The organism is Variovorax sp. RTB1 (assembly GCF_035018765.1).
Lineage (GTDB): Bacteria > Pseudomonadota > Gammaproteobacteria > Burkholderiales > Burkholderiaceae_C > Variovorax.
Window position 1 is genome coordinate 72,998 of sequence record NZ_JASJXG010000002.1, and the last position, 11,992, is coordinate 84,989.

12 protein-coding genes and 1 tRNA gene are annotated in these 11,992 nt (G+C 60.3%); 10 read left to right on the plus strand and 3 right to left on the minus strand.

Going from position 1 to position 11,992, the window contains the following annotated elements; translation table 11 throughout:
* The first annotated feature begins 16 nt into the window (after positions 1–16).
* The 10 genes from QN397_RS01770 (at position 17) to QN397_RS01815 (ending at position 9,413) form a co-directional block, all read left to right on the plus strand.
* Positions 17–93 (plus strand) — tRNA-Pro (locus tag QN397_RS01770).
* A gap of 144 nt (positions 94–237) precedes the next feature.
* On the plus strand, positions 238–1,971 hold the full coding sequence (pilB, locus tag QN397_RS01775) for a type IV-A pilus assembly ATPase PilB (protein ID WP_187054577.1): 1,734 nt from the start codon (positions 238–240) through the stop codon (positions 1,969–1,971).
* A gap of 21 nt (positions 1,972–1,992) precedes the next feature.
* Positions 1,993–3,213 (plus strand): type II secretion system F family protein, encoded by a 1,221-nt coding sequence (locus QN397_RS01780; protein ID WP_187054576.1) that lies wholly within the window; start codon positions 1,993–1,995, stop codon positions 3,211–3,213.
* A complete protein-coding gene (locus tag QN397_RS01785; protein WP_323495529.1) occupies positions 3,213–4,172 on the plus strand; it encodes a prepilin peptidase in 960 nt (319 codons plus the stop codon). Before QN397_RS01780 ends, QN397_RS01785 begins: the two co-directional genes overlap by 1 nt.
* 19 nt (positions 4,173–4,191) lie before the next feature.
* Positions 4,192–4,794: a dephospho-CoA kinase gene (gene coaE, locus QN397_RS01790; RefSeq protein WP_323499903.1), complete on the plus strand. Its 603-nt coding sequence runs from the start codon at positions 4,192–4,194 to the stop codon at positions 4,792–4,794.
* A gap of 80 nt (positions 4,795–4,874) precedes the next feature.
* Positions 4,875–6,368 (plus strand): MBOAT family protein, encoded by a 1,494-nt coding sequence (locus tag QN397_RS01795; protein WP_323495531.1) that lies wholly within the window; start codon positions 4,875–4,877, stop codon positions 6,366–6,368.
* 2 nt (positions 6,369–6,370) lie between these two features.
* Entirely contained in the window at positions 6,371–7,381 is a 1,011-nt protein-coding gene (locus QN397_RS01800) for a hypothetical protein (protein ID WP_323495532.1), read from the plus strand.
* A complete protein-coding gene (locus tag QN397_RS01805) occupies positions 7,378–8,388 on the plus strand; it encodes a hypothetical protein (protein ID WP_323499904.1) in 1,011 nt (336 codons plus the stop codon). The genes QN397_RS01800 and QN397_RS01805 overlap by 4 nt, the downstream gene beginning before the upstream one ends.
* 30 nt (positions 8,389–8,418) lie before the next feature.
* Complete coding sequence (gene zapD / locus QN397_RS01810) at positions 8,419–9,174, plus strand: cell division protein ZapD (RefSeq protein WP_323495534.1); 756 nt, start codon at positions 8,419–8,421, stop codon at positions 9,172–9,174.
* A 23-nt stretch (positions 9,175–9,197) separates the two neighbouring features.
* On the plus strand, positions 9,198–9,413 hold the full coding sequence (locus QN397_RS01815; RefSeq protein ID WP_187054569.1) for a DNA gyrase inhibitor YacG: 216 nt from the start codon (positions 9,198–9,200) through the stop codon (positions 9,411–9,413).
* A 10-nt stretch (positions 9,414–9,423) separates the two neighbouring features.
* Here the strand turns inward: QN397_RS01815 and QN397_RS01820 are convergent, their stop codons facing one another.
* From QN397_RS01820 to argJ, 3 genes are read right to left on the minus strand one after another with little or no spacing between them, the layout of a single operon-like run.
* Positions 9,424–9,873 (minus strand): NUDIX domain-containing protein, encoded by a 450-nt coding sequence (locus QN397_RS01820; protein WP_323495535.1) that lies wholly within the window; start codon positions 9,871–9,873, stop codon positions 9,424–9,426.
* Positions 9,870–10,745: an ATP-binding protein gene (locus QN397_RS01825; protein ID WP_323495536.1), complete on the minus strand. Its 876-nt coding sequence runs from the start codon at positions 10,743–10,745 to the stop codon at positions 9,870–9,872. The genes QN397_RS01820 and QN397_RS01825 overlap by 4 nt, the downstream gene beginning before the upstream one ends.
* A gap of 13 nt (positions 10,746–10,758) precedes the next feature.
* On the minus strand, positions 10,759–11,988 hold the full coding sequence (gene argJ, locus QN397_RS01830) for a bifunctional glutamate N-acetyltransferase/amino-acid acetyltransferase ArgJ (RefSeq protein WP_323499905.1): 1,230 nt from the start codon (positions 11,986–11,988) through the stop codon (positions 10,759–10,761).
* Positions 11,989–11,992 lie beyond the last annotated feature (4 nt).

The following is an 11,992-nucleotide window of genomic DNA, read 5'->3' on the forward strand; positions in this document are numbered from 1 at the left end:
CCGTGTTGTAACAAATCGGGGTGTAGCTTAGCCTGGTAGAGCGCTACGTTCGGGACGTAGAGGCCGGAGGTTCGAATCCTCTCACCCCGACCAGCCTTTGTGTGGCTGTAATGCCAAAAGCTGTGCGATACGGCACGGCACGGCACGGCACGGCACGGCACGGCAATTGCGGTTTACAGTATTAAGGCGATCAGCGATGATCGTGAAGCACTTTTTCACGCTTTTTACACTCGCTGCATGGCCGCTGCCGAACCTCTCGTCAAAGAAAACCTGCCAGTTGCGCTGCCCGGTCTAGCGCGCGCGCTGATCTCCGCCGGCAAATTGCCTGCCAAGACAGCTGAAGATATCTATCAGAAGTCGCAGTCGAGTCGCACCAGCTTCATTGCCGAATTGACCGGCACCGGCGCGGTTTCGGCCGCCGACCTTGCCCATACGCTCTCCAGCGCGTTCGGCGCCCCGCTGCTAGACCTCGATGCAATCGACCCACAGCGTCTGCCCAAAGACCTGCTCGATACCAAGCTGTGTCAGGCGTACCGCATCGTCGTTCTCAGCAAGCGAAACAACCGACTGATCGTCGCTACCGCTGACCCGTCAGACCAGCAAGCCGCCGAGAAGATCAAGTTTGCGTCGCAAATGGGCGTCGACTGGGTCATCGCCGAGTACGACAAGCTTTCGCGCATGGTCGAGGCCAATGCGGTCAGCGCGGCAGAAACCATCGACAACATCGTTGGCGCCGAATTCGAGTTCGACGAAGTCACGGCGGACACATCGGGTGACGCCAACGAGCAGGCCGTTGCCGAAGTCGAAGACGCGCCCGTGGTGCGCTTCCTGCACAAGATGCTGCTGGACGCCTTCAGCATGCGCGCGTCGGACATTCACTTCGAACCCTACGAACACAACTACCGCGTTCGATTTCGCGTAGACGGTGAATTGCGCGAGATTGCGAGCCCGCCAACAGTCATCAAAGACAAGCTGGCATCACGCATCAAGGTGATATCGCGGCTCGACATTTCCGAAAAGCGCGTGCCGCAAGACGGTCGCATGAAGCTCAAGATCGGCGCCGACCGTGTCATCGATTTCCGGGTCAGCACGCTGCCGACCTTGTTCGGCGAAAAGATCGTGATTCGGATTCTCGATCCGAGCAGCGCCCGGCTGGGCATCGACGCACTGGGTTACGACGCCGACGAAAAGGCGCGCTTGCTTCAGGCCATCGGTCGTCCTTACGGCATGGTCCTCGTGACGGGACCGACCGGCTCGGGAAAGACGGTGTCGCTCTATACCTGCCTGAATTTGCTGAACAAACCGGGCGTCAATATCGCGACGGCGGAAGACCCGTCTGAAATCAATTTGCCGGGCGTCAATCAGGTCAACGTCAACGAGAAGGCCGGACTGACTTTTGCGACCGCTCTCCGCGCTTTTCTGCGGCAGGATCCCGACATCATCATGGTGGGCGAAATTCGGGATCTGGAGACAGCCGACATTTCCATCAAGGCGGCCCAAACCGGTCACCTGGTGCTGTCGACCCTTCACACCAACGACGCACCGACCACGTTGACCCGGATGCGCAACATGGGCATCGCGCCTTTCAATATCGCATCGAGCGTCATCCTGATCACCGCGCAGCGGCTGGCCCGACGCCTTTGTATCGTGTGCCGTACACCGGCCGAAATACCGCGTGAAGCCTTGCTTGACGCAGGCTTTAGCGCGACCGACGCCGACAGCGGTTGGACTCCATACCGCCCGGTGGGCTGTTCGGCCTGCAATGGCGGCTACAAAGGCCGCGTTGGCATTTACCAGGTGATGCCGATCACCGAAGAGATCCAGAAGATCATCCTGCGCGACGGCAGTGCGCTGGACATCGCTCGGCAATCCGAGGCGGAGGGCGTTCGCTCATTGCGTCAATCCGGCCTTCGGAAAGTCATGCAGGGGCTGACATCACTGGAAGAAGTGGTCGCGTGCACCAACCAATAAATACTGCGAACCGGAGATCACATGGCCACCGCCGCATCGACACGCACTCTTAAAGAATTCGTCTTCGAATGGGAAGGCAAGGACCGCAATGGCAAGGCCGTCCGCGGCGAGGTGCGCGCGGCGGGCGAGAACCAGGTCCAGGCCGCTTTGCGGCGGCAGGGCGTGCTCGCATCGAAGATCAAGAAGCGCCGGATGCGCTCCGGCAAGTCGATCAAGCCTAAAGACATCGCCATCTTCACGCGCCAACTCGCGACCATGATGAAAGCAGGCGTACCGCTTTTGCAGTCGTTCGACATCGTGGGCCGAGGCAACGCAAACCCCAGCGTTTCCAAACTGCTCAACGACGTGCGCAGCGACGTGGAAACAGGCACTTCGCTCTCCTCGGCGTTCCGCAAGTTTCCGAAGTATTTCGACAACCTCTACTGCAATCTGGTCGAGGCAGGTGAAGCGGCCGGCATTTTGGAGGAGTTGCTCGACCGCCTGGCCACTTACATGGAAAAGACCGAAGCGATCAAGTCGAAGATCAAATCGGCATTGATGTATCCCGCTTCGGTCGTTGTCGTGGCTTTCGTGGTGGTTGCGATCATCATGATCTTCGTGATTCCCGCATTCAAGTCGGTGTTCAGTTCGTTTGGTGCCGATTTGCCCGCGCCCACGCTGATCGTCATGGGCATCAGCGAATTCTTCGTGGCTTACTGGTGGTTGATATTTGGGGTCATCGGTGGCGGCCTGTACTTTTTCATGCAGGCGTGGAAGCGCAACGAACGCGTTCAAAAGGTGATGGACCGGGTGCTGCTGAAGTTGCCTATCTTCGGTGCGCTTATCGACAAATCCTGCGTGGCACGATGGACTCGCACGTTGTCGACGATGTTCGCAGCCGGCGTGCCTTTGGTCGAAGCGCTCGATTCCGTGGGGGGCGCTTCGGGCAACTCGGTGTACGCCGATGCCACCGTCAAGATTCAGCAAGAGGTTTCTACCGGCACCAGCCTGACGAGTGCGATGACCAACGCGAACCTGTTCCCATCGATGGTTTTGCAGATGACGGCCATCGGCGAAGAGTCGGGCTCCATCGATCACATGCTCGGCAAGGCCGCTGACTTCTATGAGTCCGAAGTCGACGACATGGTCGCTGGCCTTTCGAGTCTGATGGAACCCATCATCATCGTGTTCCTGGGCGTTCTCATCGGCGGTATCGTGGTCTCCATGTACCTGCCCATCTTCAAGCTCGGCCAAGTCGTCTGATGTTGGTGTCGCAGGGGATCGATGCCGGGTTCGCTGGCGTGCTCGGACTTGTCATAGGCAGCTTTCTCAATGTCGTGATCTACCGGCTTCCGGTGATGATGTTGCGTGGCTGGCTCGACGAGTCCGTCGGCGGCCTGCTGCGCCCACCAGTTGGACCTTCCCTCTGGACTCAAGTTTTCGGCGCCAAGGTGCCGGTACCAGCCCGACTCGAGTCCAGTGCGGCCGAAGCTCGCGCAGCGCTCGACGCACTCCCCACGTTCGATCTGGCAAAGCCCGCATCGCGCTGCGGCGCTTGTGGTCACGCGATTCGCTGGTACGAAAACATCCCGGTGATCAGCTATCTGGCGCTCCGCGGGCGATGCTCGCAGTGCAAGACCTCGATCAGCGTTCGCTACCCGATCGTCGAAGTCGTGACCGGTGTGCTCTTTGCGTTGTGCGCCTACCGCTTCGGCATCACTTTCACTGGCGCGCTGTGGGCCACCTTCGCTGCTTTGCTGGTATGTCAATTTCTGATCGATCTAGACACCCAATTGCTGCCGGATTCGCTCAACTATGTGCTGTTGTGGCTTGGTCTGTTGGGAGCGGCGCTGGGCTTGACTGGAACCTCGTTGCCCGCCGCCGTCTGGGGTGCCGCACTGGGCTACCTGAGCCTTTGGCTGGTCTACCACGCCTATCGCCTTGCAACTGGCAAGGAAGGCATGGGCTATGGCGACTTCAAGCTGCTGGCCGCGCTGGGTGCCTGGCTAGGCTCCGACTACCTCATCGCGATCATCCTGATGTCGTCAGTTGTTGGCGCCATTCTGGGAGCGATCCTGCTTTGGGCAGGCCGGATCGCGCACAAGGACATCCCAATCTCGTTCGGCCCGTTCCTTGCCGGGGCGGGGTTGCTATGCCTCGTGATCGGTCCGGTCGAAGTTCGTCAGCACTTCCCCTTCGTGTTTCCGTTCAAATCGACCTGAGACGCAACGGAACCGACTGATGCAACGCCTCGGTCTCACCGGCGGAATCGGCAGCGGCAAGAGCACCGTGGCGGCCATGCTCGTCGCATGCGGCGCCGCGTTGGTAGACACCGATGCTATTTCGCGCGCCCTGACGCAGCCTTCCGGAGCGGCCATAGGGCCCATCAGAGAGGCATTTGGCGACGCCGTCATTGCAATGGACGGCTCACTCGACCGCGCGCAAATGCGATCGATCGTCTTCGAAAATCCAGCTCAAAAAACCAGGCTCGAAGCCATTCTTCACCCGATGATCGGCGCCGAATGCGATCGGCAGGCGGCGATAGCCCAACGCCCGTTGGTCGTGTTCGACGTACCTCTCCTGGTCGAATCGCGTCGCTGGCGTCAGAAGGTCGATCGCATACTGGTGGTCGACGCCACCGCTGAAGTCCAGGTGGCCCGCGTCATGGCCCGCTCGAACTGGACTGAAGAAATGACGTTGTCCGTACTCGCCTTGCAAGCCAGCAGAAGCTCGCGACTGAAAGCCGCGGACGCAGTCATCTTCAACGTCGGGAAGTCATTCGCACAGTTGTCCGACGAGGTGAAGGTACTGATGGGTCACTGGGCCGAGCCGCCTACGCGATAATTCTCGGCCACGCTCGGCGCCGAGCCACCACGAACTTATAAGACCCGCAAAGAGTCTTAAGACGTCAGTCCGATCTCTCGATGCTTTTCAATTCGTACGCGTTCATCTTTTTCTTCTTTCCGTTGGTGCTGATCGGGTTTTTTCTGGTCGGTCACCGGAACGCGCGGGCAGCCGCCGGCTTTCTCGCCCTGGCGTCGCTCTTCTTCTACGGCTGGTGGAGCGTCAAGGCGCTGCCGCTGCTGCTCGCCTCGATCTGCTTCAACTACTGGATCGCGCAGCGCCTGACGCCCGAGCCCGGCCGCGTCGACGCCATCCGCAAACGCAACTTGATCGTGGCGCTCACGATCAACCTGGGTGTGCTCGCCGTCTTCAAGTACGCGAACTTCTTCATGGAGAACGTCAATGCAGGTCTGACGGCGGGCGGTGCAACCCCGCTGCCGCTGCTGCACCTCGCGTTGCCCATCGGCATCTCGTTCTATACGTTCACGCAGATCGCTTTTTTGGTCGACTGCTGGCAGGGAAAGGTGAAGGAGCGGCGGTTCATTCCGTACGTCTTGTTCGTCACGTACTTTCCGCACCTGGTGGCCGGGCCGGTGCTGCATCACGCCCAAATGATGCCGCAGTTCGCCAACCCCTCGACCTACCGCGCGGACAGCAACAAGCTAGCGCTCGGCATTGCCATCTTCACCTTCGGACTCGCCAAGAAGTTGCTGATTGCGGACCGTCTCGGCCAGTACGCCGACATGGTGTTCAACGGCGTGCACACCGGCGTTCTGCCCTCGCTGTACACGTCTTGGCTGGGCGTGCTCGCCTACACACTGCAGATTTATTTCGACTTTTCCGGCTACTCCGACATGGCTGTCGGGCTGTCGCTTTGCTTGGGCGTACAACTCCCGCTGAATTTCCGCTCGCCCTACAAATCGACCAACATCATCGAGTTCTGGCGGCGTTGGCATATCTCGTTGTCGACCTTTCTGCGGGACTACCTCTACATCCCGCTGGGCGGCAACCGCAAGGGCCCCGGTCGCCGCTACTTCAACCTCTTCATGACGATGCTGCTGGGCGGCCTCTGGCATGGCGCAGCATGGACATTCGTGATCTGGGGTGCGCTGCACGGCGCCTTCCTTGTCATCAACCACCTCTGGACTAGCAAAGTACGTCATGACAAACCGTCCAGCGGTTGGCTTGCAATCGTGCTGGGCTGGTTCCTGACCTTCGTTTGCGTCATGGTGGCTTGGGTCGTTTTCCGCGCCGAAAGCATGAATGCCGCGATCCAGATCTACAAGGGAATGCTGGGTATACACGGCGCACCGGTCAGCGCCTTTGCCGAGTTCGTCGTGCCCTTCCGCAAGCCTGAGTTCTTCCAGACGCTGTTGGTCGGCATGGTGATTTGCCTGGCATTGCCACCGACTATCTCGCTCGATCGCTGGATTCCAGTTCCTGGCGCTGTCGCCCATCGCGCGGTGCTCGCGCGGATCGCGCCGGCACTGACCGCGCTGGGCACCGTCATTCTTCTGGGCCTCTGCGTGTCGCGGCTGGGCACATACAGCCCTTTCCTGTATTTCCAGTTCTAGTCATGAAGCCGGGTGTTCTGTGGCTTCGCATTTACGGCGTCGGCTTTGTCGTCTGCTTTGCGTTGCTCTGGATCACGCTGCTCACCCCGATTGCCTACGGAGACTTGACACGCGTCGGGCGCATTTCCGAAACCGAGTTTGCGGCGCGTCGACCGGGTCCCAAGTTCGATAGTGCGTATTTGGTCGACTCCCCCGTTTCCGCCGCCGACGTGCTCGTCATCGGCGACAGTTTTTCGATTCGCTTTGCCTGGCAAGCAGCACTGGTCGAAGGTGGTTACCGCGTCGTCACGACGCACTGGGACAAGACTGGTCCGCTGTGCGCCAACTTTCCCGAGTGGCTGCGTCGCTCAGGGTTCAAGGGGCGCTACGTCATCATTGAAAGCATCGAACGCCTTCTTCCTGAACGTCTCGACGAAGCTGCGGCGTGCACAACGATGTCACTGCCGTTCCAGGCCATTCCACGCGCGACCCAACTGGCTGCGGACACCGCCATGACGCTGCCGCAGCGCCTGAACTGGGACGCCGAGTGGGCAAGCGGCTGGCTGACCTACATTCATACGCGGGCCATCAAGACGAGTCAGACCGATCTCGTATTCGACCACCCGAGATGGGGCGACTTGATCGTGTCGCGTCCTTTGCCAAACGGTTGCAAGGAATTCAGCAATCGCCTGTGTAATAAGGGAATCTTTCTGGTTGATGACGATCGCAATCTGGTGCTAAGTCCAAGCTCTGCCGCCTTGATGGCTCGATTCGACGGGCTCGCCGGAATGCCCAAGATTATCTGGATGGTGATCCCGAACAAGACCACGGTGTACCTAAATCAAGACCACGCGTCTTCTTTTGTGCAGGCGCTTGGTGCGCTGCACCTGGGTCCCGATCTTTTTGCGCTTGCCGCCAACAGCCGGCACCATGTAATGGACCTCTACTCACCGAATGACACGCATCTTTCTCCTGCCGGCTATCAGTTGGTCGGCGCCCGTATGTTGCGAGCCGTAAAGGACTCTGAAAAATGATGCCGGCGCGTTTGTGGCTTCGCTACTTTGCCGCGGGCTTCGTGGTCATCGTCTCGATGTTGCTGGTGACGCTTTTCACTCCGGCGCCTTATGGCGACCTCACGCGAATCGGCCGTCTTTCGGATGCAGAGTTCGGGTGGCAAGCCGCACCTCCGATCGTAACGAAGGCATACATCAAAGGCGTGCCTTTGGACCAAGCTGACGTGCTGGTGGTGGGTGACAGTTTTTCGATGACGCTGCGTTGGCAATCACGGCTCGTCAAAGAGGGATACAAAGTAGCGACGATCTACTGGGGCCAGACCGGCCCGTTGTGCAAAGACTTCACACCTTGGATACGGCGCGCCGGATTCAAGGGCAAGCTCGTCGTGGTCGAGAGTGTCGAGCGCCTGCTGGGTGACCGGCTCAAGGGGGGCTCCACCTGTACGACCATGTCGAAGGAGCCCGTCGTCAAGACCGTTCCGTTTCTCGAACCACTCGAAGCCGTGCCCGGCTTTGAGCTGAACTGGAGCGCCAAGTTGACGACCGGACTCATCACGTACACCAACATGAGAAAAGTCCGCAAGCTCTCGGGCGATGCGCTCTTTGGAGACGAGACCTGGGTGCGCCCGGTTCCGGACGGTTGCAGCTACTTCAGTCACAAGCTGTGCGAGAAGGCTCTCTTCTTTTTCGAGGACACAGACAATCCACCGCTCAAACCGGAGGCGGTCGAGCAAATGAAAGCTTTTGACAAAGCTCAGTCTGACCTCAAGTTCGTCTGGATGGTCATTCCCGACAAGACGACGGTGTACGTCGACACGCAACATGCAGCCCCCTTCGTCGCGGCCTTCAAGACTGCAGACCTGGGTCCTGACCTTTTCAGTTTTGCCGCCGATGAGCGCGCCAGAGTCCGCGATTTCTATTTCCCAAATGACACGCACCTCTCGATGCATGGCCAATTGGTCGTGGGCGACCGCATGTTGCAAGCTGTCCGCCAAGTCTTGGCGCCGCCCGCGCCGCGGCCGCCGTGAGACTATGATTCCCGACCAGAACGGAACAGCGTGATCCTCTACGAGTACCCCTTCAACGAGCGCATCCGGACCTACCTTCGGCTCGAGCATCTCTTTCGCCGCCTTGGCGAGTTGGTGCCCTCCGACTCCGCGCTGTTGCACCACTACGCACTCGTCACGATCTTCGAGATCATGGACGTGGCAGCGCGCGCCGACTTGAAGGCCGATGTGCTGCGCGATCTCGACAAGCACAAGAACGTTTTCAACAGTTATCGCGGTAATCCGCAGATCTCGGTGGCCGCGCTCGACCAGGTCGTTGCGCAGTTGGAACGCAACTTCGCCACGCTCAATACCGTGCCTGGAAAGGCCGGACAGTCGCTCACGGACAACGAATGGCTGATGAGTATTCGCAGCCGCGTCGGCATTCCCGGCGGAACGTGCCAGTTCGATTTGCCCGCGTACTTTGCGTGGCAAAACGGTACGGCCAAGATGCGTCGAACCGACATCGAGCGCTGGCTGACGACCCTCGCACCATTGGCCGAATCGATTTACCTCTTGCTCAAGCTGCTGCGTGATGCCGATGTTCCTTACAAGGTGATCGCAGCCCACGGCCAGTTTCAGCAAACGTTGCCGCAAGGACGCAGCTTTCAGTTGCTGCGCCTTCGCATCGATCCGAAGCTCGGCTTTATTCCTGAGATCAGCGGCAACCGCTTGATGGTCTCGGTGAGATTGATGCGCCACGAGGACGACGACCGGCTGCACCAGAGCACCGATGACGCGCCGCTCGAGCTGACCCTCTGCGCTTGAGACAGGACGGGAGGAGAGAAAACGTGGCGACGAGCAAAGTGAACAAGGCGGGCGACCGGATCGTTCGCTGTCCCGCATGCGGCGGCGATAGCGTCTATGGGCCAGCCAATCCGAATAGGCCGTTCTGCAGCGCGCGCTGCAAGGGCATCGACCTGGGCGCCTGGGCCAGTGAAGAGTTCAGGATGCCGACCGACGCACCGCCCGATGATGATCCGTTCGGCGACCCGCGGCTTCAGTAGACCGGCAGGATCAAGGGCCGGGTACACCGCGCTCGGCAGCCAGCCAACCCAGCACTGGGATTGCGCCAGGTAACACTGGCGCGACGTCCAACGGCAGCTGCTGCCACCGCATCGCCTGACCTTCGCGCATCTCTAGCTCACCGGTCCAAGCGGTGACCTTGCACCAGTGCAGCCGTACCAGCGCATGCGGGTAGTCGTGCTCGGTCACCTTCCACACCGAGGCGCTGTCGATCGTGATGCCGAGCTCCTCGTGCAGCTCGCGCCGCAATGCTTCCTCTATGCTTTCACCCGCCTCTACCTTGCCGCCCGGAAACTCCCAGTAACCGGCGTAAGGTTTGCCATCCGGGCGCGTCGACAGGAGCAAGGCATCGTCGCTTTTCCGGATCAGGATGCCGACGGCGACTTCGGTGTGCAGACGCGTCTCGGTGATCACGTCGCTCGCGTTGCGCAGGTCGCTCACACCGCCCTCCGCCCCGCATAGTCGCGCGCGAACTGGTAAGCCACCCTGCCACTTCGGGAGCCACGCTCCAAGGCCCACACCAGCGCTTCAGGCTTGGCCGCGTCGATGGCTGCGGCGTCGACATCAAAAGAAGACAACCACTGCGCCACGATCGTCAGATACTCGTTTTGGCTGAACGGATAGAAACTGACCCACAGGCCGAAGCGCTCCGACAACGATATCTTTTCCTCGATCACCTCGCCAGGGTGTACTTCGCCTTCCTCTGTGTGGGTATAGCTGAGGTTGTCTTTCATGTACTCCGGCAGCAAATGACGCCGGTTGCTGGTCGCGTAGATCAACACATTCGGCGTCGGCGCGGAGATGGATCCGTCGAGGATCGACTTCAGCGCCTTGTAGCCGGGCTCGCCTTCGTCGAAGCTCAAGTCATCGCTGAAGACGATGAATTTCTCCGGCCGACCCGACACGACATCGACGATGTCGGGCAAGTCCACCAGCTCCGCCTTGTCCACCTCGATCAAGCGCAGGCCTTGCGGTGCATAAGCCTGCAAACATGCGCGGATGAGCGACGATTTACCGGTGCCGCGAGCGCCCGTTAGCAGCACGTTATTGGCAGGCTTTCCCTCGACGAACTGCCGCGTATTGCGCTCGATCTTTTCTTTCTGAACTTCGATTTCTTTCAGCGCATCGAGCGGCATGGTGCCGACGTGGCGAACCGGCTCCAGCGAACCATGGCCCGAGCTGCGACGGCGGTAGCGCCACGCGATCGACGCGTTCCAATCGGTCGGTGCAACCAGCGGCTGCGGAAGAATCGATTCGATGCGCGCGATGAGTTGCTCAGCGCGCACGAGCAGGTGTTCGAAGTTCTCGTTCATCGCGTGCGCATGGTCAGGAGCGGTAGTCGGCGTTGATCGACACGTAGTCGTGGCTCAGGTCGCAAGTCCACACGGCGTCGCTGGCATCGCCTCGACCCAAGCCGATGCGTACCGTGATCTCGCTTTGCTTCATCACGCGCTGGCCATCTTCTTCGCGATAGTCCGGGGCGCGCCCACCGTGCACGGCCACATGCACGTCGTCGAGATAGAGATCGATGCCGGTCTGGTCGAGATCGTCGATGCCCGCATAGCCCACAGCGGCCAGGATGCGGCCGAGATTGGGGTCGCTGGCAAAGAAGGCGGTCTTGACGAGCGGCGAGTGTGCGACGGCGTACGCGACCTGGCGGCACTCCGCCGAGTTCTTGCCGCCTTCGACACGGATCGTGATGAACTTGGTCGCGCCCTCGCCGTCACGAACGATCGCCTGTGCGAGCTGGCGCGCCACGTTCTGCATCCCCGCCACCAAAACCTGACCGTCGGCCGAATCGAGCGATGTGATGCTCTGGTTGCCAGCCTTCTGCGTCGCGATGACAACGAACGAGTCGTTGGTCGAGGTATCACCGTCGATGGTGACGCGATTGAAGGACGCATCGGCCAATTGCAGCGCCAGCGGCTGAATCAACGACGCGTCGATCTTTGCGTCGGTCGCCATGAAGCCGAGCATGGTCGCCATGTTGGGCCGGATCATTCCGGCGCCCTTGCTGATGCCGGTGATCGTCACCGTGGCGCCGCCAATCAGCACCCGTTCGCTGAAGGCCTTGGGCACGGTGTCAGTGGTCATGATGCCTTCGGCCGCACGCGCCCAATGCCCAGGGGCTGCATCGGCCAGGGCCGCCTGCAAGCCGGCTTCGATGCGATCGACGGGCAACGGCTCCATGATCACGCCCGTCGAAAACGGCAGGATCTGCTCTGGTGAAATGTTCAGATGCCGCGCCAACGCAACACACACCGTACGCGTGCGCGCCAGACCATCTTCCCCAGTGCCGGCATTGGCGTTGCCCGTGTTGATGACCATGGCACGAATGCCATGGTCCGCCTTCAGATGATCGCGGCACACCTGCACCGGCGCCGCGCAAAAGCGGTTCTGGGTGAAAACACCGCCGACCGCCGCACCTTCGTCGATCAACACGACCGTCAGGTCTTTGCGATTGGCTTTGCGTACGCCCGCTTCGGTGACACCGATGCGAACGCCAGGCACCGCGAACAAGGCGGCAGGATCAGGGGCAGACAGATTGACGGGCATGGCG

Excerpts from the sequence above, each read along its gene's own strand:
- pilB (WP_187054577.1), top strand. The coding sequence starts at position 238 with ATGGCCGCTGCCGAACCTCTCGTCAAAGAAAACCTGCCAGTTGCGCTG.
- QN397_RS01780 (WP_187054576.1), top strand. The coding sequence starts at position 1,993 with ATGGCCACCGCCGCATCGACACGCACTCTTAAAGAATTCGTCTTCGAA.
- QN397_RS01785 (WP_323495529.1), top strand. The coding sequence starts at position 3,213 with ATGTTGGTGTCGCAGGGGATCGATGCCGGGTTCGCTGGCGTGCTCGGA.
- coaE (WP_323499903.1), top strand. The coding sequence starts at position 4,192 with ATGCAACGCCTCGGTCTCACCGGCGGAATCGGCAGCGGCAAGAGCACC.
- QN397_RS01795 (WP_323495531.1), top strand. The coding sequence starts at position 4,875 with ATGCTTTTCAATTCGTACGCGTTCATCTTTTTCTTCTTTCCGTTGGTG.
- QN397_RS01800 (WP_323495532.1), top strand. The coding sequence starts at position 6,371 with ATGAAGCCGGGTGTTCTGTGGCTTCGCATTTACGGCGTCGGCTTTGTC.
- QN397_RS01805 (WP_323499904.1), top strand. The coding sequence starts at position 7,378 with ATGATGCCGGCGCGTTTGTGGCTTCGCTACTTTGCCGCGGGCTTCGTG.
- QN397_RS01825 (WP_323495536.1), bottom strand. The coding sequence starts at position 10,745 with ATGAACGAGAACTTCGAACACCTGCTCGTGCGCGCTGAGCAACTCATC.
- argJ (WP_323499905.1), bottom strand. The coding sequence starts at position 11,988 with ATGCCCGTCAATCTGTCTGCCCCTGATCCTGCCGCCTTGTTCGCGGTG.